Annotated in this window: 14 protein-coding genes; 4 read left to right on the top strand and 10 right to left on the bottom strand. The window is 74.7% G+C overall.

The features are described from left to right. Window positions 1-159 precede the first annotated feature (159 nt). The 4 genes from GEV43_RS23645 to GEV43_RS23630 all read right to left on the bottom strand — a co-directional run bounded on the left by GEV43_RS23645 (window position 160) and on the right by GEV43_RS23630 (window position 5969). Window positions 160-1608, bottom strand: coding sequence for a cytochrome P450 (locus tag GEV43_RS23645; protein ID WP_160822562.1), 1449 nt, complete (start codon window positions 1606-1608; stop codon window positions 160-162). Next, the gene (locus GEV43_RS23640) at window positions 1602-2720 is read right to left on the bottom strand and encodes an alpha-hydroxy acid oxidase (protein WP_160822561.1); all 1119 of its coding nucleotides are present in this window, start codon (window positions 2718-2720) and stop codon (window positions 1602-1604) included. The genes GEV43_RS23645 and GEV43_RS23640 overlap by 7 nt, the downstream gene beginning before the upstream one ends. Next, window positions 2717-4330, bottom strand: a complete 1614-nt coding sequence (locus GEV43_RS23635) for an NAD(P)-binding domain-containing protein (protein ID WP_309239803.1) — start codon at window positions 4328-4330, stop codon at window positions 2717-2719. The genes GEV43_RS23640 and GEV43_RS23635 overlap by 4 nt, the downstream gene beginning before the upstream one ends. A 70-nt stretch (window positions 4331-4400) precedes the next feature. Next, a complete protein-coding gene (locus GEV43_RS23630) occupies window positions 4401-5969 on the bottom strand; it encodes a class I adenylate-forming enzyme family protein (RefSeq protein ID WP_160822560.1) in 1569 nt (522 codons plus the stop codon). A 101-nt stretch (window positions 5970-6070) separates the two neighbouring features. On the opposite strand from GEV43_RS23630, the gene GEV43_RS23625 reads away from it, so the two are divergent. Further along, entirely contained in the window at window positions 6071-6760 is a 690-nt protein-coding gene (locus GEV43_RS23625; RefSeq protein WP_160822559.1) for a sulfotransferase family protein, read from the top strand. A gap of 179 nt (window positions 6761-6939) precedes the next feature. Here GEV43_RS23625 and GEV43_RS23620 read toward each other — a convergent pair whose 3' ends face one another. The 3 genes from GEV43_RS23620 to GEV43_RS23610 form a co-directional block, all read right to left on the bottom strand. Further along, window positions 6940-8001 carry an MFS transporter gene (locus GEV43_RS23620; protein ID WP_160822558.1) on the bottom strand — a complete coding sequence of 354 codons (1062 nt, stop codon included), beginning with the start codon at window positions 7999-8001 and terminating at the stop codon, window positions 6940-6942. Window positions 8002-8179: 178 nt separating this feature from the next. Continuing rightward, entirely contained in the window at window positions 8180-9094 is a 915-nt protein-coding gene (locus GEV43_RS23615; RefSeq protein ID WP_160822557.1) for a hypothetical protein, read from the bottom strand. Between the two features lie 648 nt (window positions 9095-9742). After that, window positions 9743-10648 carry an SGNH/GDSL hydrolase family protein gene (locus GEV43_RS23610; protein ID WP_160822556.1) on the bottom strand — a complete coding sequence of 302 codons (906 nt, stop codon included), beginning with the start codon at window positions 10646-10648 and terminating at the stop codon, window positions 9743-9745. Between the two features lie 99 nt (window positions 10649-10747). Here GEV43_RS23610 and GEV43_RS23605 point away from each other — a divergent pair, with 99 nt between their 5' ends. After that, on the top strand, window positions 10748-11980 hold the full coding sequence (locus GEV43_RS23605) for a helix-turn-helix domain-containing protein (protein WP_309239802.1): 1233 nt from the start codon (window positions 10748-10750) through the stop codon (window positions 11978-11980). 140 nt (window positions 11981-12120) lie between these two features. Here the strand turns inward: GEV43_RS23605 and GEV43_RS23600 are convergent, their stop codons facing one another. After that, window positions 12121-12660 carry a PadR family transcriptional regulator gene (locus GEV43_RS23600; RefSeq protein WP_160822555.1) on the bottom strand — a complete coding sequence of 180 codons (540 nt, stop codon included), beginning with the start codon at window positions 12658-12660 and terminating at the stop codon, window positions 12121-12123. An 87-nt stretch (window positions 12661-12747) separates the two neighbouring features. On the opposite strand from GEV43_RS23600, the gene GEV43_RS23595 reads away from it, so the two are divergent. Further along, window positions 12748-14088, top strand: coding sequence for a carotenoid oxygenase family protein (locus GEV43_RS23595; protein ID WP_160822554.1), 1341 nt, complete (start codon window positions 12748-12750; stop codon window positions 14086-14088). Window positions 14089-14100: 12 nt separating this feature from the next. On the opposite strand, the gene GEV43_RS48220 is transcribed toward GEV43_RS23595, so the two are convergent. Both GEV43_RS48220 and GEV43_RS50845 read right to left on the bottom strand, forming a co-directional pair. Further along, the gene (locus tag GEV43_RS48220; protein ID WP_241683786.1) at window positions 14101-15657 is read right to left on the bottom strand and encodes a tetratricopeptide repeat protein; all 1557 of its coding nucleotides are present in this window, start codon (window positions 15655-15657) and stop codon (window positions 14101-14103) included. After that, on the bottom strand, window positions 15594-20678 hold the full coding sequence (locus tag GEV43_RS50845) for a tetratricopeptide repeat protein (RefSeq protein ID WP_160822553.1): 5085 nt from the start codon (window positions 20676-20678) through the stop codon (window positions 15594-15596). The genes GEV43_RS48220 and GEV43_RS50845 overlap by 64 nt, the downstream gene beginning before the upstream one ends. A gap of 232 nt (window positions 20679-20910) precedes the next feature. On the opposite strand from GEV43_RS50845, the gene GEV43_RS23580 reads away from it, so the two are divergent. After that, a complete protein-coding gene (locus tag GEV43_RS23580) occupies window positions 20911-22314 on the top strand; it encodes an NAD(P)/FAD-dependent oxidoreductase (protein ID WP_160822552.1) in 1404 nt (467 codons plus the stop codon). Window positions 22315-22346 lie beyond the last annotated feature (32 nt).

The following is a 22346-nucleotide window of genomic DNA, read 5'->3' as shown; positions in this document are numbered from 1 at the left end:
AGGCCACGGTCGCACCGCCCCCGGACGCACGCCAGACCTGCGGGCAATTGTGGTCAATTACGCCGATCTTTGAACCGGTCCGGCCGGCGGCACGTCATCTTCCGTCCTTCGCGCGGCCATGCCCCCTCGGACGGGCCGTGCGCCGGGCTGGGCATGGCCTCACTCCGCTCCCGAACGGTCCGCGGCGCGGGCCGCGGCGGCCTCGAAATGGCGCCGGCACAGGCCCCGGCGGCGCGCGTCGCGGACCATGTAGGTGCCGAGCGCGAGCTGGACGAGGCTGAGCCAGACGTTCTCCCACCGGTCGCGGAACCGCATGGCGAGCAGCGCCGGACGGTGCGCGGCCCGCGCTCCCGCCGCGCCCCGTTCCGCCGCCAGCGCCGCGCCGCGTTCCGTCCCGCTCGGGCGGGGGACGAGGAGGCAGGGGCCCCGGTTCGGCAGGGAGCGGGTGTGCGAGGCCGTCGAGGCGAGGTCGTACGCGCGCAGGATCTCCCGGGCGACGACGCGCATCGTGATCGGCGCGAGCCGCCAGGCCGGGCAGGGCCGGTTGGCGGCGACGCCGAACGGGATGTGGTTCAGGTCGCGGACGGCGCGGCCCCCGCGGCGCTCCGGGTCGAACCGGCCCGGGTCGAACGCGTCCGGGTCGGCGAAGCCCGCGCGGTGGAACGCCGGGTAGTCGAAGCAGAGCACCGAGCCGGACGGGATCGTCGTGCGCGCGTCCAGCTCGATGTCGCCGGTGGTGATGCGGTGCGCGACCCCGAACAGCGGGTAGAGCCGCATCGTCTCGGCGATCACGTGGTCGAGGTACCGGTCGTCCCTGGCGCGGACGGCGTCCTGGACGGCGGGCCGCTGCGCCAGGACCATCAGCAGGTGCGCCATCGCCTCCGACATCTGGACGACGGCCGTGTTGAAGAACGTCCCCTGGAGGTAGAGGGCCCGTTCCGCGTCGAAGAACCCGTCCGGGAGGGGGTGGCGGGTGCGGTCCAGCAGCCCGGCGAGGTGGCGGGTCAGCCGGTGCCGCCGCTCCATGTGCCGCAGGCCGCAGCACTTGAGCGCGGTGACGACGTCGTCGGCGTTGCCGACGATCAGGGCGCGGGCGTCGGGCGGGCACGGCCGGCCGAAGACCAGCTCGTAGTACAGGTCCGCCCAGACCGGCATCATCAGGTCGCGCAGCCGTTCGGCGCTCGGCCGCCCGCCCTGGCGGCGCCGCAGGTCGCACAGGGTGCGGGCGACGCAGCGGCGCGCGAGGTCCTCGGCCTCCGCCTGCGGCACGGCGAGGAAGCGCCGCGTGGTGCGGGCGACCTCGTCGTAGCGCGCGCCCGCCTCAAGGTGCTCCTGGTGCAGTTCCGCGCCGGGCGACAGCCAGTACCAGAACAGGTCCGACAGGGCCGCGCCCTCGCTGCGGCCGGAGGCGGCGGGGTGGGAGTAGACCTCCCTGAACCGTTCGACGCCGACCAGGTCGCCGGGGACGAGGATGCCCTCGCCCCCGTTCACGCGGGCGAACACGCGCACGCGCAGCGCGACGACCCGTCCGGGGAGCCACGAAGGCAGGCTCGCCACCGCCGCGGCGGCCAGCGCCGCCGCGAGCACCGCCGCGACCGTGGTCAGCATGTCCGCCGCACCATCCCCGGGTCGAGGTCCCGGACGGACGCGCAGCCGCACAGCGTGAGCGCCTGCTCGACCTCGTCGCGGAGCAGGCCGAGCACGCGGGCGACGCCCCGTTCGCCGTCCGCCGCGAGGCCCCAGATCACCGGGCGGCCGACCGCGACGGCGTCCGCGCCGAGCGCGAGCGCCTTCAGCACGTCGGTGCCGCGCCGGATCCCGCCGTCGAGCAGCACCGGGACCGCGCCGTCCACGGCGGCGGCGATCTCGGGCAGCGCGTCGATCGTCGCCGGGACGGAGTCGAGCTGCCGCCCGCCGTGGTTGGACACCAGCAGCGCGGCGACGCCGTGGCCGAGCGCCCGCCGCGCGTCGTCCGGGTGCAGGACGCCCTTCAGGACGATCGGCAGCGCCGTGATCCGCCGGAGGAACGCCAGGTGCTCCCAGGAGAGGCCGGGCCACATCTCGATCGGACGGACCCGGCCGCCGTCGCGGAGGTTCTCGCAGCGCAGGCCGTCCGGCAGGTCGGTGAAGCCGCGGCGCAGCTCCCGCTCGCGCCGTCCGCGCGCCGGGGAGTCGGCGGTGACGACGAGCGCGGAGCACCCGGCGGCCTCGGCGCGGCGCACGACCGCCTCGGTGAACGCCGCGTCGGACTGCGCGTAGAGCTGGAACCACAGCTCGGCGTCCGGCGCGGCGGCGGCCACGTCCTCGACGGCGACGGTCGCGGCCATGCTCACGATCATGATCGTTCCGGCGGCGGCCGCCGCGCGGGCCGTGGCGCGCTCGCCGTCGGGGTGGGCGAGCCGGTGGAACGCGGTCGGCGCGACGAGCACGGGCGTCGCGGCGCGGCGGCCGAGCAGGGTGACGCCGAGGTCCGGTCCGGCCGCGCCGCGCAGGACGCGCGGCAGCAGCGCGAGCCGCCCGAACGCGGCCTCGTTCGCCCGGAGGGTCACCTCGTCCCCGGCGCCGCCCGCGAAGTAGTCGTAGTGCGCGGGGTCGAGCCGGGCCCGCGCCAGCCGCTCGAACTCCCGCACCGCGAGCGCCCGCCCGCTCGCCTCCCCCGCCGGCCCGGGGTCGGTGCCAGTGCCGTTGCCGCTGCCGGTACGGCTCGTCGCGGTGGTCATGCCCGCCGCGCCCCTGCGTCGCCCGCGCCGCGTGCGCTGCCCGCGAGGGTGTCGGCGAAGAACGCGCGGAGGGGTTCGACGTGGACCTCGCGGGACGTCCACTCGTTCTCCAGGTTCTCGGTGATGTGGTGGACGGCCGTGGGCTCGCCCGGCCGGTGGCACCGGACGACGGGATGCAGGTAGTGGCCCTCGTCGGCGCGGCCGGCGTCGCTCTGCCTGATCCGGGCGACCTCGACGTCGAACGGGTCGTGCCGGTCGTGGTCGGGCCCGTACTCCAGGGTGATCGCGTAGCGGGCGGCGGACGGGTCGAGGGGCGGCCCGGCCAGGTCGTACGGGACCTCGTGGAGGTAGCGGGCCCCGCCGTCCCCGGACGGCACGATCATGTCGGCGAGCACGCCGAACTGCTGCCACAGCGCCGAGGAGCGGTTGACGCGGGCGATCACCGCCGCCGCGAGCGCGTCCGGGTCGGCGGGCAGGTCCTCGCCGGGCCAGGCGACCCCGTGGTGGCGGTGCTCCAGGACGCGGTGCAGCGCCCGCACCCCGTACCGGAAGCCGTGGATGAACCCGCTCGTCCCCTGCTTGAAGTCGCGCGACTGCGTGATCGTCCCGGCGAAGTAGAGGCCCGGGACGTCGGCCGACTCGTACGCGGAGGTCAGCGCCGGGAACCGGTCGCCGATCGTCAGGCGCGGCCGGCACCCGGCGTCGAAGATCGAGGCGTCGAAGCGGAAGCCCGTGCAGACGATCACCCGGTGGTACGGGATGTCCTTGGTGACCTCGTCGGCGCGCACGAAGCTCACCGTCACCAGGTACGTGCCGTCCGCCTGCCGCTCGACGCGCTTGACGTCGCCGTCCAGGATCGCGTTCTGCGCCTTGAGCTGGTAGCTGTCGAGGACGTTGTTGTTGACGGCGCGCAGGTGCCCGACGTAGTGCGTGCGCCACGCCAGCCTCACCGAGTGCGGCCCGGCGACGTGGATCACCGCCGCCTTCTCCACGAGGTTGTCGGCCGTCTCGAACGCCGAGTTGCCCTTGCCGATGACGAGCACCCGCTGGTCGGTGTAGTCGTCCGGGTCGGTGGAGGCGGTGGCGTAGGTGTCGGCCGTCTCGATGCCCGGGACGGGCGGGATGTTCTCCCGGCTGACGCCGGTGGCGACGATCAGCCGCCGCGCGGCGTGCGTGCGGCCGTGCTCGTCGGTCACGCGGAACGTCCCGTCCGGCCCCTCGTCGCGGGCGACGCGGACGGCGCGCGTGCCGTACTCGACGGGCAGGTCGGCGTCCGCGGCCCAGTCGGCGAGGTAGCGGACCATGTCGTCGGCGTGCGGGAAGTACCGGTCGCTGTAGCTGGTGAACAGCGGGGCCGGGCCGTCGGACAGCAGCGAGTTCCAGTCCATCCGGAGGTTGAGCTCGGGGTCGTCCCAGCCGGTGTGCTTCTTGTTGTTGGAGATGAGGGTGCGGTGGCGCGGGAACGTCCGGAAGAACGTGCCCGGCCCGGGGCCGGCTTCGAGGATCAGATGGCCGCGGCCCGCCCGGCGCAGATGGCGGCCCATCTGGAGCCCGGCGGGCCCGGCGCCGATCACCAGGTAGTCGAGGGGGGCGTTCTGGTCGTCCGGCACGGTCGCCTCCTGGCACAGCGATGTGGTTGAAAGGACAACCTCAGTATCGGAACGCAATCTCAGAGAACGATCAGAACGGCTCCGGGCCCTGCCCCGGCCCCCGCGCGCCCGCGTGCGGCGCGAGCAGCGCGAGCAGCGCCCGCTTGTCGGGCTTGCCGCTCGGCGCGACCGGGACCTCGGGCACGAACGTCACCGTCCGAGGCACGCTGCCGTCGCCCAGCTCGGCGCGGACCCACTCGCGCAGCGCGTCCGGGTCGGGCGCGGCCTGCGCGCGGGCGGGGACGACGAAGGCGTGGACGGCCTCGCCGGTCCGCTCGTCCGGCGCGCCCGCGACGTACGCCTCGTCCACGCCGGGGTGCGCGGCGAGGGCGCGTTCGATCGGGCCCGCGTAGACGACCATCGCGTTCACCATGACCGCGTCGCGGGTGCGGCCCGACAGGTGCAGGAAGCCGTCCTCGTCGGTGCGGCCGAGGTCGCGGGTGCGCAGCCAGCCGTCCCGCAGGACGTCGCGGGTCTCGTCCGGGTCGTCCCAGTAGCCGGACATGAGGTACGGGCTGCGGACGTGGATCTCGCCCTCGCGGCCCGTTCCGACGTCGCGGCCCTCCGCGTCCCGGACGGCGACCTCGACGGCCGGGTGCGGGCGGCCGACGGAGGTGAGCGCGCGCTCCGGGCGCCCGGCGATGTCGGCGGGGGTGAGCATCGAGATCGAGCCCGCCTCCGTCTGCCCGTACCCCTGGTAGACGACGGGGCCGAGCCGTTCCACGGCCTCGGCCAGCCGGTGCGGGGCGAGCGGCGAGCCGGACACCATGAGCGCCCGCAGCGAGCCGACGTCGGCGGGCGCGTCCCGCAGCAGGTCGAGCATCCGGCACAGCTTCGGCACGGTCGCGATCGACCCGGTGATGCCGTACCGCTCGATCGCGTACGGGAACGCGGGCCGGCCGTCGTCCTCGGCGATCACCGCGGTGCCGCCGCCGACCAGGCACGCCCCGAGGAACTCCATCACGACCAGGCTGGCCAGCGTCCCGAACAGCAGGTACCGCTCGAACCCCCGGGCCATCTCCTCCACCACCGGCGGCCGCATGTCGGGCTCCCACGCCCAGTGCGCGCGCAGCGCCCGGTAGGTGATCGCGCACCCCTTGGGCCGTCCGGTGCTGCCGCTGGTGAACGCCAGGACCGCCACGTCGTCCGGACGCCCCGCCGCGGCGAGCGGCGGCCCGGCCGGGCCCGCGAGCAGGTCGGCCGCGCCCGGACAGGGCCCGAGCGACAGCACCTCCAGCGGCCCGGCCGCGCCGCGGACCTCCGCCGCGGTCGAACGGTCCACGACCACCGCGTCGTTCCCCGCCCCGAGAACGTGCGCGAGGTGCGCGGCCGGGTAGCCGGGCCGGACGCCGACGACGCGGCAGCCGAGGGCGTGCGCGGCCATGTGCGCGGCGAACGCCTCCGGCGTCACCTCCGTACGGACGGCGACGCCCTTCCCCGGCCCGAGCCCCGCCTCCCGCATCGCCGCAGCGATCCGCCGGATCATCGCGAGCAGTTCCCCGCGCCGCACGCGCCGTTCTCCCTGCTCGAACGCCACGCTCGCGGGATCGTTCTCCAGCGACTCCAGGAACGCTCCCGGAAAGCCCGGCGCATCACCCATCGCCCGTCTCCTCTCCACGGCTTATCGTTTGTCCACCGCGAACGTAGACGGCGCGGATCAGAGCCGGATCAGAACCGGCCGCTCCCCGAAAGGAGCACGGCGTGAAGGTGATCGGCGCGGGTTTCGGCCGGACCGGGACGGCCTCGCTCAAACAGGCCCTGGAGATCCTCGGGTACGGCCCCTGCTACCACATGTCGGAGGTCATCGCGCAGCCCCACCGCGTCCGCCAGTGGCTCGACGTCGGCGAGGGCCGCAGCGCCGGATGGGACACGATCTTCGCCGGGTACGCGTCCACACTCGACTGGCCCGCCGCCGCGTACTGGCGGGAACTGGCCGAGCACTACCCGGACGCGAAGGTCGTCCTCACCGTCCGCGACGCGGAACGCTGGTACGACAGCGTCAGCGCCACCATCTTCGCCAGCGCCCTGGCGGAGCGCCGCCCCCTCCCGCCGCACCGCCGGATCGTCCGGAAACTCGTCGCGCTGCGCGCCCCCGACTTCGCGCTCTACCCGCGCATGGCGCGGGCCACGGTCATGGACCGCGTCTTCGACGGCCGCATCGACGACCGCGCCCACGTCCTCAAGGTCTTCGAACGCCACATCACCGAGGTGACTTCCGCGATCCCGCCCGAGCGGCTCCTCGTGCTGGACGTCCGCGAAGGCTGGGAGCCGCTGTGCGCGTTCCTCGGCGAACCCGTCCCTGACGTCCCGTTCCCGGAGGCGAACGAACGCGCCACGTTCCGCCGCAAACGCCCCCGCCGCCTCCTCCGCCTCATCATCAAGGGCCGCTGAGTCTTACGCGTTCACCCGCAGGAGGCCACCCGCGCGAGCGGCCACCCGGAACGACCGCACCCGCGCGGACAGCAGCACCACCGCGGTCGTTCCAAGAACGGCCAGCCCAGCGGCCCGCGCCGCGTTCGGAGCGCCGACATGCGCCGTCACGCGCCCCGCGCCCAGCACCGCCACCGGCGTCAACGCGAACCCGCCGAGCAGATTCCAACTGCTGACCCGCGCGAGCACGTTCGGCGCGAAAACAGCCTGAACGGTCGTCGTCCACAGCACCCCGTAAACCGCCTGCGCCGCCCCGGCGCCAACATCGCCACGGCCAGCACCGGCCAAGGCGCGTGAATTCCCACCAGCAGCATCGGCCCGGCCAACGCCACGGGCAGCAACGCGATGACCAGCACCGCCCGCCGAGGCCGCCACCACAGAACGGCCACCCCACCCGCGATTGCGCCGAACGCCTCCGCCCCGGCCACCAGCCCCCACACGCCGGCCCCGCCGTGCCGTTCCACGAAGACGGGCCCGATCACGCCAGAAAACGCCCCGGCCGCAACCGCGACCACCGTGAACTGCACGGTGAGCAGCCACACCCACCGATACGCCACGAACTCCCGCCACCCACTCCGCAACTCGTCCAGCATCTTGTTTCGCGCCCCGCCGCGCCGCCGCGTCCGGACCCGTACGAGCAGCAGCACCCCCACCGCAGCGGCGACCGCCTTGATCCCGGCGGCCCAACCAGGCCCCGCCGCCGCGACGACCGCCCCGGCGGCGGTGAGCCCGACCAGCAGCCCCACCGCGACGGACTGCCCGACGAGCGCGTTCACCACCTGCCGCGCGTCCCCCTGAACGAGGTCGGCGACGATCCCCCGTTCAGCGGGCCCCGTCAGCGAACGAGCGAGCCCCGCCACGAACGCCAGCCCACACACCACCCCGAACGGCGCGGCCCCAACGAAGAAACACACCGCGAGCCCGCACCACGCCACCGCCGCAAGCCCCTCGGCCCCCGCCATCACCCGCTCCCGCCGAAACCGATCCCCCAGCACCCCACCGAACAGCACAAGCAACGCCGGAGCCGCCTTGCACGCCATCACCACAGCCAACCCGGCGGCGCCGTACCCCATTTCCAACGCCCCGAAAACAAGCCCCAGTTGCCCGAACCCGTCCCCCACATTCCCGGCCAACCGCGCCAAAACCAACCGAACAACGGCCCGATCCGCACACACCTCGCGCACCCCGATTAGCCCCAACACCGTCCGCACCCTACGCGCCGTCTCAGCCCCCGACCCTCAATTTCACAAAAGCACCTCCTAACCGAGGGAGCAAATCAGCACAAAACCAAAAATCCCCGCCACTCACGCAAACACGGTAATTTCGCCGCGCACCCGCGCCCCCCACCTCATGGGATCGGCGGCGCGTCTGACCGGATTCTCATCCACGTCGCCGGCACACATCGGCCGGGTCCACTCCGTACACCAGGTTCCAGTACTCGGCACCGATCGACATTTCAGCCTCGCCGACGGGCAGTGCGCATGCGAGTGCGTCGAAGACCTGCCGCACGCGGTCGGCGTCGTAATCGCCGAACTCCTTGGTCGCGCGTAGCAGCAGACCGCCATAGGACAACTCGGCAACGTCGTAGAAGGCCCCGGTCTCGCGAAGCCGTTCCGCTCCGCCCAGCCGCGCGGCGATCTCCCGCGAACACACCGTCGTCCACGAGTAGCTACGCAGCGTATCGACGCTCTCCTCGGCACATTCAGGCATGTAGCGCCCTATGCCCGTCTCCAGGGCCGTGCGATCACCCATGTTGTCGTTCGTGACGTTCCCGAACGTACTGTGCTGGAGTTCGGCCTGCTCCCGGAGAAACCCGACCCGCTTCTCTTGGAGTTCCGGGAATGCCGACCACGAGATGAGACTATCAGTGGCGCGCATATTGAAGATGAACCATTCGGTCGCCCCGACGACCCGCTCGACGCCGATATGTGCACAATCGCTCCCCGGAAAGCCATTCTCTTTCAGACCGAACAACTGAATTTCAATTTGATGGAAATGCGTATCGGCTGATCGCAGAAATTTTTCCCAGGAATCGGGACTATAGACACTCACCTTCTTCCTACCAAGCGGTTCGGCCTGAGTGATCAGCCCTGCCCACAAGGAATGAGGTTCCCCCCAGGGAAGGCGATCATCCTTCAAAGCGTGAGGGTCGAGCGACTTCCCGTCACCCAACTTCTCCCGAAGGGGTGCCAAGACATCTCCCAGAGCCGACTCCAACCAAGACCGGGTCGGCTCGGCATACCGACCACCCAGGCGGGCAGTGGTCTCCACCATGAACACATCACCATCCGACACCTGAACCTCCTTCGCAGGAAACCTGCCTCCGTCGCGCGGACATCCTCTTCCCCGCCTTCCGCTCTAGCCGGGAAGTCCGATATCAGTGTTCGCGATGATACTCATCACCGCCGCTTCCAGGCTCGGGGAGCCCTCGACACGAAGCCGCTCTTGAAGCAACTCCGGCTGAACCAATCGTCCAGTATCGTCACCCGCACAGTCGCGCATGGCCTTCCACATGCATGCGGAATTCACCGGCGACACACGGACCCGGTCCATAGAGAGTCGGTGAACGCGCTGGCGCGGAAACACCCGGCGTCGGGACGTGCATGTCCTGGCCGCTGTTCTTCACTTCGACTGCCGGCTCGATGAGCACCCCGTGTGCGCGGCAGGCCCAGTTCCGGAACGTCTTCTCGGACTCGTCACGGCGTTCGACGGCAGTAAAAGCACGTGCGATGCGAACGGACCATTCGACAGCCATTTTGTCTCACCCACGAGAAGTGTCCGCACATCTCGCGTTCTAGGTAGGGGTGCGAGGTGGTGCCCTGCGGGCCTGAGCGTACTCGTGCTGTGCGACAACGCTCCCGCTACGCCTCTCCGTGCTCTTGCCGGGAAGGTTGGGGCGGGGTCCGGGCGGGTTGGGGGGCGGCCCGCCCGGACGGATGGGGGTCAGCGGGCCGCGGTGGTGGGGAGGGCGGGGGTTATGGCTCGGGCGTAGGCGGCTTCGCCTTCGCGGTTGGGGTGGAGGGGGGCGGCCAGGTGGACGGGGACGTAGCCCTCGATCCAGCGGCGGGACGGTGACTGGCAGGCGTCGTGGCCGATGCTGGGCGTCACGAGGTCGATGTACGTCGCGCCGTGGGCGGCGGCCTGGCGCTGGATGACGGCGTTCATCGCGTTGACGCTGCCCTGGAGGTAGTCGGCGTCGACGGGCAGGACGGGCTGGGTGGGCCAGCAGCCGCCCTTCTTGATGTAGAGGCCGTAGCCGGTGACGACGATGCGCGCCTGCGGGGCGCGCTGGCGGACGCCGTCCAGGACGGCCGACATCCTCGGCTCGAACGCCTTGATCCGTTCGGCGACCTGGTCGACGCCGCCGGAGGTGTAGTCGTCCTTGCACGGCTTCGCGGTCGGGTCGATGCGGACGCAGTTCTGCGCGACGCCGACGAGGCCGGTGTCGTTGCCGCCGATCGTCAGCGTGACGAGGGTCGTGTCGGCGCTGAGCGCGTCGAACTGCGGCGGAACGGTCTCGGTCGGCACGCCCGCGACGCTCGTCTCCTGCTGCTGCGTCATGTGCTTGGACGCCGCGCCGCTGCACGTCACGTCGCGGAACGTGGTGGGGCTCAGCGTCCCCGCGAGTTCGTGCGGGTAGTTGTGCGTGGACCGGCCGCAGCCGACCGGGCCGGTGATGTTGGGGATGAGCGGTCCGGACGCCATCGAGTCGCCCAGCGCGACGTACGTTCCGGACGCGCGGGTTCCGGCGTGCGCCGCGGCGGGCGCGGAGAGGCCGGCGGTGAGCGCCGCGGCGGCGAGCGCTCCGGTGACCAGGCGACGCTTCCTCGGGGTGGACGAAGGGTTCACGGTGCCGCTCCCGCCTGTGCTGGACGATGTCGCCGTGATCGTCCAGTCTCGGGTGACGCCGTTCAATTGGCGCGCGGGCAGATTTCAGCGGGAGCCGTTGTGACGCACGACAAGCACGAGGACCGGGCGGCCCCGCTGCGGGTCGCGGGACGGCCGGTCGCCGCGCGGCTGCGCGCCCGCTGCCCGCGGCTGACCCGGCACGTCGTCGACCGGCTGCTGGCCGAGCTGCCGGTGTACGCCGAGCTGCCCCAGGAGGAGATCGCCGGGGACGTCGCGGACATCGTCCAGCACAGCCTGCGGCAGTTCGCCGACATCCTGGAGCGCCGCCGCCCCGTCCGGCCGGACGAGCTGGACCGGCAGCGCGACTCGGCGGCGCTGCGGGCCGAGGAGGGGGTGCCGCTCGACGCGATCCTCACCGCCTACCAGATCGGGACGGCCATGGGCTGGGAGGACATCGCGGCGGGCGCCCGGCCGTCCGACCTCGCCGACCTCCAGGAGGCGCTGGCGTACCTGATGGACTTCCAGCGGCGGCTGACCTCGGCCGTCAGCGGCTCCTACCTGGAGGTACGGCAGATCCTCGACAGCCAGGAGCACGGCGGGCGGCACGCGCTGATGGCGGCGCTGCTCGCCGGGGAGCCGCTGGACCGGATCGCGGCCCGCACCGGCCTGCGCCCGGCGGCCCGGTACGCGGTGCTGACGCTGGCGTTCGCGCCGCGCCGGGCCGAGACGGGTTCCGGGCAGCGCGCCCGGGTCGCGGCGCGGCGCCGGATCCGCCGCGTCCGGACCGTGCTGGACCGGTTCGCGGACGAGCCGGCGCTCACCACGCTGGACGGCTCGGGCGGCACCGCGCTGCTGCCGTTCGCCGCCGCGCCGCCGTGGGCCGTGCTGCGCGGCCTCATCGCGGAGGCGGCCGAGGCGTCCGGCGCCCGCGTCACCGCCGCGGCCGAGATCGCCGAGCCCGCCGGGATCCCCGACGCGGTGACGCAGAGCAGCGAGGTGCTGGACGTGGTACGCCGCACCGGCCGCCCGCCGGGCCTCTACCGGCTCGCCGACGTGCTGCTCGACTACCAGCTCAGCCGCCCGAGCGGCGCGCTCGCCGAGCTCGCGGCGCTGCTGGAGCCGCTCGACCGCAAGCCCGCCCTGCTGCGCACGCTGGAGTGCCACCTCGCGAACGGCCTCGACCGCCGCCGCACCGGGACGGCCCTGCACATCCACCCGAACACCGTCACCTACCGCGTCCGCCGCATCTGCGAGCTGACCGGCCTCGACCCGGCCCGTCCGGCCGACCTCCAGCTCATCAACGCCGCTCTCGTCGCCCGCCGCGCCCGCTGACCAGCCCCGTCCGAACGACCCGGTCGGACGGGGCGCGGCATGCCGTTCGCCCCCTCCGCCCGCGCTCTCCTGCCCCGCCGCCCACCGTTCCGAGGCACCTGCTGTTCGCGGCGCGGGTGCGGGACCCGCGGGCGGCGGGGCTACGGCGCGGGGTGGCGGGTGGTCTTGTCGAGTTCGCCGAGGGCCCAGCGGGCCCAGGCGCTGGCGGCCTCGTACTGGCGCAGGCCGTAGCCGGCGGCGAGCCAGCCGAACGGGAGGCGGCCGTCCGGGGAGAGCGGCGGGTCCTCCGCCAGCACGCCGGCGAGCCGTTCGACCTCCTCGTCGCCCCGTTCGGCGATCTCCTCCAGCACCGTGCGGGCGTCGTCCGGGTCGAGCGCCGACAGCAGGAACAGCCGCAGCACCGGCTCGTTGCGGACGGCGGCGCCGGTCTCGGGGGCGAGCAGCCACGCGCGCAGGGCGGCGCGGCCCGCCTCGGTGACGGCGTAGGCGCGGCGGTTGCGGGCGCCCTCCCCGGCGGGCTCGATCAGGCCCTCCTCGGCGAGCCGGGCCAGCTCGGGATAGATCCGGTTGTGCCCGGCCTGCCAGGCGTACCGCCCGAGGTCTCCCTCGAACGCCTTGGCCAGGTCGTACCCGCTGGCGGGCCGTTCGGAGAGCAGCCCGAGCAGGGCGTAGCGAAGCATGCGCCCGACCTTACCTGTCCGAACGGAGAGGTCCAGTCTGGACGTATCCACGTTGACATATCCAAGTGGACACATGAGACTCGGGCCATGAGCACCGAGACGACGCCGCACTACCTGTCCGGCCATCTGGCGCCCGTGCCGGACGAGACCGAGGCGTTCGACCTGCCCGTCACCGGCGCGCTGCCGCCGGAGCTGACCGGCCGCTACTTCCGCAACGGCCCGAACCCGCGGCCCGGCGAGGACCCCGGGCACTGGTTCGGCGGGCACGGGATGCTGCACGGCGTCCGCCTGCGCGACGGCCGCGCCGAGTGGTACCGCAACCGCTGGGTGCGCACCGGCAAGCTCGCGGGCGACCCGTTCGTCCGCCCCGACGGCACCCTCGACCGCGCCGCCGTGAGCGCCAACACCCACGTCATCGGGCACGCGGGGCGCATCCTCGCCCTGGTCGAGGCGGGCCTGCCGTACGAGGTCACGCGCGGGCTCGACACGGTCGGCCCGGTGGACTTCGGGGGCCGCCTCACCACCGCGATGACGGCGCATCCTAAGCAGGACCCGGTGACGGGCGACCTGCACTTCTTCGGGTACGGCGCGCTGCCGCCGTACCTCACCTACCACCGGCTCGACACCTCCGGCGCGCTCGTCCGCAGCCGGGAGATCGAGGTGCCGGGCGGCACGATGATGCACGACTTCGCCATCACCGAGCACCACGTCGTCTGGCTCGACCTGCCGCTGACGTTCCACGCCGACCTGGTGGCCCGGGGGATGCCGTACCAGTGGGACGACGCGTACGGCGCGCGGCTCGGCCTGATGCGGCACGACGGCGCGGACGTCCAGTGGTTCGACATCGAGCCCTGCTACGTCTTCCACGTCGGCAACGCGCACGAGGAGTCGGGACGCGTCGTCCTGGACGCCGTCCGCTACGGCCGCGCCGAGTTCGCCGCGCTGTGGGGCGCGGCGGGCGGTTCGACCTCGCCCGCGGACGGCTCCGAGCCGTCGGCCATGCCGCGCCTGTACCGGTGGACGCTCGACCCGTCCACCGGCACCGTCGCCGAGCGGCCGCTCGACGACCGCGGCATCGAGTTCCCCACCCTGGACGACGCGCGCGTGGGCCGTCCCGCCCGCCACCTCTACGCCGCGCAGGAGAACGCCGTCGTCAAGTACGACCTCGCCACCGGAGCCGCCACCGCGCACACCCTGCCGGAGGACACCGCCGTCGGCGAGGCGGTGTTCGTCCCCGCGACGCGGGGCCCGCGGCGCGAGGACGACGGCTGGCTGCTCACCATCACCACGCGCCGCGACGCGAGCGCCTCCCGACTGCTCGTCCTGGACGCGTCCGACCCGTCCGGCCCGCCCGTGGCCGCCGTGGACCTCCCGAGGGCCGTCCCCGCCGGATTCCACGGAAGCTGGCTCCCGGACGACCCCGCCTGACGTCCGCCCCGGTCAGGTGGCCCGGAGTTTGGAGAGGAGGGCTCTGGCTTCGGCGGCGAACGACTCGTCGCCGGAGTCGGCGGCCCGCTGGAGGTGGGCGCGGGCCTCGGCCAGGTCGCCGTCGGCGTGGCGGAGCTCGCCCAGCCGGTAGGCGGCCTCGCCGACGAGGTCGGCCTGCGTGGTGCCGGTGGCGAGGGTCAGCTCGTAGAAGCGGATGGCCGAGCCGCGGTCGCCGAGCCAGTACGCCAGCTCGCCGAGGTGGGCGGCGGCGAGGGCCGCCTGCTCGTCGCCCGCGTCGATGACGCGCTGGTACCAGCGGAGCGCCTCGGGCCAGTCGCGGGCCTGCTTGCCGAGCGAGCCGAGGTACATCCTGGCGTTCGACTCGGCGTGCGCGTCCGGCTCGCCGGGGCCGTCCAGGGCGCGCAGGTACAGGTCCCGGGCCCGCGCGGGGTCGCTGTCGTGGTGGGTGTTGCCGAGGACGACGAGGGTGCGGCGGCCGACCCGCGAGTCCTCGGGGATCCGGGCCAGGACGTCGCGGGCCTCGTCCATGCGTCCCTGCTCGACCAGCTCCTGGCCCAGGGCGAACAGCGCGGCCGGGGCGCCGGTCTCGGCGGCGGCGCGCAGGGTCCGCAGGGCGCCCTCCTCGTCGCCCTGCTCGCTGCGCAACATGCCGAGCACGCTGCCGAGCAGTGCCTGGGCGGACGGGTCGAGGGGCTGCTCCGCCGTGCGGTCGGCGGACGGGGCGAGGCGTTCGGTCTCGGCCGCCTCGCGCAGCAGGGGGACGAGCCGTCCGGTGGCGACGAGGCGGATCTCGGCGTCCGGGTGGTCGGCGAGCCGCTCGTACGCGGCGCGGGCCCGTTCGGGAAGCCCGGCGGAGACGTAGAGGTCGGCGAGCTGGATCTGGAGGTCCGGGCCGGGGTCGTCCAGGAACGCGGCGGCGCCCTCGACGTAGAGCATCGCGGCGTCGCGGTCACCGGACCCGGCGCATTCGGCGGCGCGCTTCCCGGCCATCCGCAGGGCGTCCTCGGGGTATCCGGCGCGGGCCGCGAGGGCGAGCGCGCGGACGGCGATCCGGTGCACGCCCTCGGAGAACGCCTTGTTGGCGACGACGATGACGTTCTTGGCGGCCATCTCCGCCAGCTCGGCCACGCGTTCGTCCTCGGCGTCGACGGCGGCCGCGCGGCCGAACGCCTCGGCCGCCGCCTCCAGGTCGCCGTCCTCGAACGCCCAGGCGCCGAGGAGGTTGCCCGCGGGCAGGCGCACGTCGGGCTCGTCGGAACGGAGCGCGCGTTCGAGCTCGGCGGACGCCTCGTCGCGCCGGTCGCGGTCGCGGAGCGCGCGGGCCAGGTCGATGCGGACGCGGGCGGCGGCGGGGTCGTCGCCGCCGTCCGCGGCGTCGATCGCGTGCCGGTACAGCCGTACGGCCGCGTCGGAGTCGCCGCCGTGCCGCCGCGCGTCGCCCCACAGCCAGTACCCCGCGAACACCGTCTCAGGGTCGCCGCTCGTCACCGCGCGCTGCGCGGTCTCGGCGACGCCGTCGTAGTCCTCGACCTCCAGCAGCGCGCCCATGAGGCTGCGCAGCGGGGCGAGCGAGGCGGGGTCGTCCACGGCGGCGCCCGCGCGGTACGCGGCGAGGGCGGCGTCCATGTCGTCCTCGACGTAGGCGTGCACGTCGCCGATGTCGTCGTAGGCGGCGGCGACCTCGGCGGGGTCGCCGTACAGGACGACGAGTTCGAGCATCGCGCGGGCCTTGGCGGGCTCGCCGTCCATGATGCTGCGGGCCGAGCGGATGACCTGCCGTCCGGCCGGGCCCGCGGTGGGCTTGCCCGCCTGGTTGGCGAGCATCCAGCGGACGGAGTCCAGCTCGTCCGGCGCGTCGTCCCCGAAGTGCTCCTCCGCGAGCGCGAACAGCATCTCCCGCACGGCGGCGGTGTCCTCAGCAGGCGGCTGCGGCTCGGCAGACGGCTGCGGCTCGGCGGGCGGCTCGGCGGGCGGGGGACGGGGGCCGCGAGCGGGGCGGGCGCCGTCCCGGCGGCTTCGAGTTCGGCCTCGGGCTCCGCGACGAACTCAGGCTGCGCGGCGGGCTCGGGCTGCGCGGCGGGCTCGGGCTGCGCGGCGGGCTCGGGCTGCGCGGCGGGCTCGGGCTGCGCGGCGGGCTCGGGCTGCGCGGCGGGTTCGGGCTCGGGGGGCTCGCCCGCGGCCTGCGCGGCGAGGCGGAGGGCCAGGTCGTCCTCGCCCGCGGCCTTGAGCAGCGGCAGGAGCCGGGTGGTCGCGGCCAGGCGGACGCGGCCGTCGGCGGACGCGGCGAGCGGTTCCAGCAGGGCGCGGGCCTCGCCCGCCGCGCCGTGGGCGGCGAGCAGGTCGGCGAGGTCCACCAGCGCGGACGGCGCGCCGTCCGGCGGGAACGCGGCGGCGCCCTTGTAGTAGGCGCGGGCGGCGTCGAGGTCGCCGCGCCCGGCGGCCTCCGCCCCGTACTCGGTCGCGATCCGCACGGCGTCGCCGGGCACGCCGCCCGCGGCGGCGAGGTGCAGCGCCCGGACGGCCACCGCGTGGTCGCCCGCGCCGTCCGCCCGGCCCGCGACGGCGGCGAGGCCGTCGAGCGCGGCCTGGTGGTTGCCGTGATCCTCGTCCGCCGGGTCCGGGTGCCCGGCGCCCGCCGCGGCGGCGGCGCCGAACGCCTCGGCCGCGCCCGCGAGCCGTCCGTCCTCGGCGAGCCAGCCGCCGAGCGCCGTGCCCGCGATCAGCACCTGGCCCGGGTGGCCGGACCCGAGCACCGACTCCATCGCGCGGTACGCGGCGTCGTCGTCTCCGAGGCGGCGCAGCACGTGGCCGAGCTCGCAGGTGAGGTACGGGACGGAGTCGGCGGCGGCGGTCCCGATCGCGCGCCGGTAGGCGTCCGCCGCGCCCGCCAGGTCGCCCCGGTCGCGCGCGAGGTCGCCGAGCGACCACACGCCGATGGAGACCGTCTCCGGGTCGCCGGACGCGGCGGCGCGGTCGGCGGCGGCCTCCCGCGCGGCGACGTCGCCGGTCAGCGCGAGGACGCCGAGCAGCCGCCGCAGGCAGGCCAGCGCGGACGGGTGGGCGACGGCGGCGCCGTGCTCCAGCACGCGGACGGCGGCGCCGGGGTCGCCCGCGAGGTCGTACGCCGCGCCGACGTTGTCGCACACGACCGCGATCTGCTCGGGGCCGCAGAAGTCCAGCGCCAGCCCGTACAGGTCGCGGACGGCGTCCGGCCCCCGGTCCAGGCGCTCCAGGAGCGCGGAGACGAGCATGGCGCGGGAGCGGTCGGCGCCGCCGGTGCCCGCCGCCGCCTCCAGCGCGGTCCGCGCCGCGCCGGCGTCGCCCTCGAACAGCGCGACGTGCAGCGCGGCGAGCACGGGCGTGCCGTACTCGGCGGCGAAGATCTCCAGCGCGCCGGGACGGTCGCCCTCGTGCAGCCGCAGCACCGCGCGCTCGCGGGGCGTCGCCGCGCCGAGCCGTTCCTTCGCGCCGAGCCGGACGACCGGGTCGCCCGACGCGGTGGCCTTCCCGAACGCCTCGCGCGCGCCGTCCGCGTCGCCGGTCGCGGCGAGGTAACCGCCGAGCTCGTACGCGGCGGACGCGGCGCCCTCGGGGGCGTCCGGCTCGCCCTCGGCCGCGAGCCGTTCGAACGCGGCGAGGGCGCGGGCGGCGAGCTCGGCGGCGCGCGCGGTCTCGCCCCGGCCGTCGTGCAGCCGGGCCAGCAGGACGCCCGCCATGGCGGCGGAGTCGGGCGCGGGGTTCCCGGGCCCGCCGGCGGCGATCGCGGCCCGGTACCGGTCGGCGGCCGCGTCGGGGTCGCCGTGCCGCTCGTACGCCGAGCCGAGGAGCAGGTCCACGTGCGGGCCCTCGCCCATCGCCTCGGCCTGGACGGCGCGTGCCTCGTCCCCCCGGCCCGCGGCGACGAGCACGCCGACGACCTCGTCGAGCAGTTCGGGGTAGCCGTCGTCGCCGGGGTCCGCCGCGTCGAGCGCCCGCCGGTACGCGGCGGCGGAGGCGTCGAGGTCGCCGAGCGCGTACCGCGCGCCGCCCGCGCCCTTGGCGGCGAGCGCGGCGAGGTGCTCGTCGCCGCCCTCCATCGCGCGCTCCCACGCCTCGGCGGCGCCCGCGTGGTCGCCCGCGTCGCCGCGCAGCGCGCCGAGGTGGACGGCGGCCTCCTGCACCCGGTCGGGGTGCCCGCCCTCGACCACCAGGGACAGCGCGGCGTCGGCGGAGGCGTGCGCGCCCGCGCGCCGCCACGCGTGCGCGGCCTCCAGCGCGAGCCAGGTGGACACCGCCGAACGGGTGTCGTCGCCGCGCTCCCGGACGGCGGCGAGCGCGGACGCGGCGCCGTCGAAGTCGGCGGCGACCAGCCGCCGCGCGAACGCGCCGTCCTCGGCCAGCTCCGGATGGTCCTCGCCGACCAGCGCGAACGCGGCGCGCGCGGCGTCGAAGTCGTCCAGGCGGACGCGGGTGAGGCCGAGCAGCCAGGCGCTGCGCGGCGCCCGGAGCCGGTCGCCGCGCGCCGCGATCCGTTCGTGGACGGCCGCCGCGCCCGCCAGGTCGCCGCGCCCCTCCAGCACGCCGAGCACGCACGACTCGGCCTCCGCGCCGAGGCCCGGGTGGCCCGACGCGGCCACCGCCTCGTACGCCTCCAGCGCCGCGTCCTCGTCGCCGTCCGCGCCGCGCCGTTCGAGCGCCGCGCCGAGCGCCTGCGTCACCCACGGCGCGAGGGACGGGAGGCCGTCCGCGCGGGCCCGGCGCAGCAGCGCGATCACCTCGTCGGCGTCGTCCTCGCCCCGCAGCACCCACGACAGGACGGCCGCGTGCGACAGCGCCATCGGGTCGCCCGCGCCCGCCGCCTCCTCCAGCAGCGCGACCCCGCGCGAACGGGGCGCGCCGAGCGAGACGCACACCTGCGCGAGCATGCTCTTGGCGAGCGCGGCGACGGCGGGATCGGCGTGCGCGGCGCACTCCTCGTAGCGGGCGACGCCCGCCTCGCGGCCGTGCCGCTGGTACTCGACGAGCGCGCCGAGCAGCGGGTGCGGCTCCGGCCCGGCGGGGCCCGCCGGATCGGGCGGACCGGCGGCGGTGAGGAGGTGGAGGCTGACGGCGGCGCCGAAGCCGTTCACGAGGTCGGGGCCGTCCGCGACGTACTCCAGCAGCTCGGCGGCCTGCTCGGCGTCGCCCTCGCCGAGTTCGAGGGCGGCGAGCATCGCCGAGGCGCGCGGCGACTGGACGGCGATGTCCGCGTCGGCCACCGGGCGCAGCAGCGCGCGGGCCGCGTCCGGCTCGCCGTCGCGGATCCGTTCGAGGGCGGCGTCGCAGTCGTCCAGGGCGCGCTCGTACGCCTCGTCCGGTCCGCGCTCGGCGGCCTCGGCCTGGGTGAGCGTCATCGTCGCCTGGAACGCCACGTCCGCGTCGTCCAGCTCGGCGGCCCGGCGCAGCAGGCCGAGGGCCTCGGCTCGATGGGGGTCGCCGTCCGGCAGCTCTTGCAGGAGCACGCCGAGGAAGTGCACGGCGCCCCGGTGGAAGTCGCAGTCGGCGGCGAGCACCTCGCGCCAGCACGCGAGCGCGTCGTCCACCCGTCCCGCCTCGGAGTGGAGCTGCCCGAGGCACGCCCGCGCCTCGGCGGCGAAGCGCGGGTGGCCCGACTCCACGACCCGCCGCAGGATCGCGTGCGCCTCCCGCTCGTCACCGAGCCGGTGGGTGAACTTGGCCTCCTGGACGAGCGCGTCCAGCCGCACCTCCGGCCGGTGGTCCTCGGCGGCCCGCCGGTACGCCTCGCGCGCCTCGGCGTGCTCACCGAGGTCGAACAGCGCCGCGCCGAGCAGCTTCTCGGCCATCCCGCGCTCGGCCGGGTCGCCGACCGCGATCGCGTGCTCGCAGACGCGGCGGCACTCGGCGAACTCGCCGCGCTCGGCGTAGATCGGGTAGAGCCGGAACGCGGCGCGCGAGCACAGCGCGGGGATGCCGTGCGCGAGCATCCGGTTCAGCCCGGTGAGGACCACCTCGTCGTGGGCGTTCGGGCCGTCGTCGGACTCGTCCTCGTCGAGCAGGCCGGTGACGGCTTCGTAGGCGTCCCACGCCTCGCGCTCGCGCTCGCCGCCGTCGTCCGGCGGGCGGGGCACGGCCAGGCCCTCGGTCAGCCCGGCGATCTGCGGCAGCTCGGACCGCCTGGCCCGGTCCAGCGCCGCGGCGGCCCCGTCGGGGTCGCCGAGCGCGCCGAGCACCCGGACGAGCATGACGTCGGCCATCGTGGCGGTCACCGCGTCGGCGCCGGCGGCGGCGGTCCGCAGCGGGCGGCACGCGAGCGCCCACTCGCCGGCGTCCACGAGCAGCGCGCCGAGGCAGAGCGCGGAGCGCGGCGCGAACACCGGGTGGCCGGTCGCGACGACCGAGCGGTGCGCGGCGCGGGCGCCGTCCAGGTCGTCGCGCTCCTCCAGCAGGCGGCCGAGCGCGTGCGACGCCTCGGGGACGATCGCGTCATCGCCGGAGACCACGATCTCCCGCAGCTCCGCGGCGGCGCCGTCCAGGTCGCCGCCGCGCCACTTTCCGGTCGCCGTTTCGAGCCGCTCGGCCCACGATGACATGCCAGAACCCCTCTTGGAACGCTCGGGAGTGATCATTGCCGGGTAAGCGACGGAAAGTACACGATCGGGCTCCTCCGCACCGTCTTTTCCCGACGATTCGCCCATGTCACCCTTCTCGTCCGTGAGACCCGCTCGGCCGCGTCCCGCGGGGCCGCGACCGGCTCAAGCGCGGCTTGAGCGGGATCGCTCGGGGCACGAGCGAGCTTCCACCCCCGCCGCCGACGCTGCGGGCATGCGTGAATCGACCCAGATCCTGATCATCGGCGGCGGCCCGGCGGGCTCCACCGCGGCCGGCCTGCTGGCCCGCGAGGGGTTCCAGGTGACCCTGCTCGAACGCGACCGCTTCCCCCGCTACCACATCGGCGAGTCCATCCTCCCGTCCTGCCGCCCGATCTTCGAGATGCTCGGCGTCTGGGACAAGGTCGTCGCGCACGGCTTCCGCTCCAAGGGCGGCGCGTACTTCCAGTGGGGCCCCGAGGAGTGGGAGGTCCGCTTCTCCGACCAGGGCTCCGACAACGTCAACGCCTGGCAGGTCGTCCGCAGCGAGTTCGACCAGATCCTGCTCGACCACGCGCGGGAACTGGGCGTCGAGGTGGTCGAGGGCGTCGGCGTCCGCGAGATCGAGTTCGACGGGGAACGGGCCGTCGCGGCGTCCTGGCAGGACGCCAAGGACCCCTCCCGGCGCGGGCGCATCGCGTTCGGGCACGTGATCGACTGCTCCGGCCGCGGCGGCGTGATGGCCACCCGCTACCTGAAGAACCGGCGCTTCCACGACGTGTTCCGTAATGTCGCCACATGGGCGTACTGGAAGGACGCCAAACCCCTCGGCAAGGGCCCGGACGGGGCGATCGCCGTCTGCTCGACGCCGAGCGGGTGGTTCTGGGCGATCCCGCTGCACGACGGGACGACCAGCGTCGGCCTGGTCACCGGCCGCGACCTGTTCAACGAGGGCCGCAACCGGCTCGGCGACATCCAGGCCGTGTACGACGAGGCGCTCGCGCAGTGCCCGACCGTCCTGGAGATGCTCGACGGCGCCGAGCAGGTCACGGGCATGAAGACCGAGCAGGACTACTCCTACGTCGCCGAGCGCTTCACCGGCCCCGGCTACCTGCTGGCGGGCGACGCGGCGTGCTTCCTCGACCCGCTGCTGTCCACCGGCGTGCACCTCGCCACCTACAGCGCCATGCTCGGCGCGGCGTCGCTCGCGAGCGTCCTGCGCGGCGAGGTGGCCGAGGAGGACGCGGGCCGCTTCTACGAGACCGTCTACCGGCACGCGTACGAGCGGCTCCTCATCCTCGTCTCGGTGTTCTACGAGAGCTACCGCGGCAAGGAGTACCACTTCTACAACGCGCAGAAGCTCACCAGCGGCGAGCGCGACAACCTGCACCTCCAGGCCGCGTTCGACCGCATCATCACCGGCATCGCCGACATGGACGACGCGGAGAACGCCTACCGCCTCGTCCAGGACCACCTCCGCGGCGCGGAGAGCGGCGACCCGAACCCCCTCAACAACCTCAACCGCGTGCACGAGATGAAGCAGTCGCCGTTCGCGCCGGAGAACGCCGTGGACGGCCTGTACCTCGTCACCAGCCCGCACCTGGGCCTCGGCAGGACCCCTTCGTCCCAGGCGTCCTGACCCGCCCGACGGCGGCGCCGAGTCTCCGCGCC

This window comes from Actinomadura sp. J1-007 (genome assembly GCF_009793335.1).
Lineage (GTDB): Bacteria > Actinomycetota > Actinomycetes > Streptosporangiales > Streptosporangiaceae > Spirillospora > Spirillospora yumaensis.
The sequence above is the reverse complement of the archived record's forward strand: the minus strand, read 5'-3'. Positions and strand labels throughout refer to the sequence as shown.

Coding starts and splice junctions, on each gene's coding strand:
- GEV43_RS23600 (WP_160822555.1), bottom strand. CDS start 12,660: ATGCTTCGCTACGCCCTGCTCGGGCTGCTCTCCGAACGGCCCGCCAGC.
- GEV43_RS23640 (WP_160822561.1), bottom strand. CDS start 2,720: ATGACCACCGCGACGAGCCGTACCGGCAGCGGCAACGGCACTGGCACC.
- GEV43_RS23645 (WP_160822562.1), bottom strand. CDS start 1,608: ATGCTGACCACGGTCGCGGCGGTGCTCGCGGCGGCGCTGGCCGCCGCG.
- GEV43_RS48220 (WP_241683786.1), bottom strand. CDS start 15,657: ATGGGCGCGCTGCTGGAGGTCGAGGACTACGACGGCGTCGCCGAGACC.
- GEV43_RS23580 (WP_160822552.1), top strand. CDS start 20,911: ATGCGTGAATCGACCCAGATCCTGATCATCGGCGGCGGCCCGGCGGGC.
- GEV43_RS50845 (WP_160822553.1), bottom strand. CDS start 20,678: ATGTCATCGTGGGCCGAGCGGCTCGAAACGGCGACCGGAAAGTGGCGC.
- GEV43_RS23595 (WP_160822554.1), top strand. CDS start 12,748: ATGAGCACCGAGACGACGCCGCACTACCTGTCCGGCCATCTGGCGCCC.
- GEV43_RS23630 (WP_160822560.1), bottom strand. CDS start 5,969: ATGGGTGATGCGCCGGGCTTTCCGGGAGCGTTCCTGGAGTCGCTGGAG.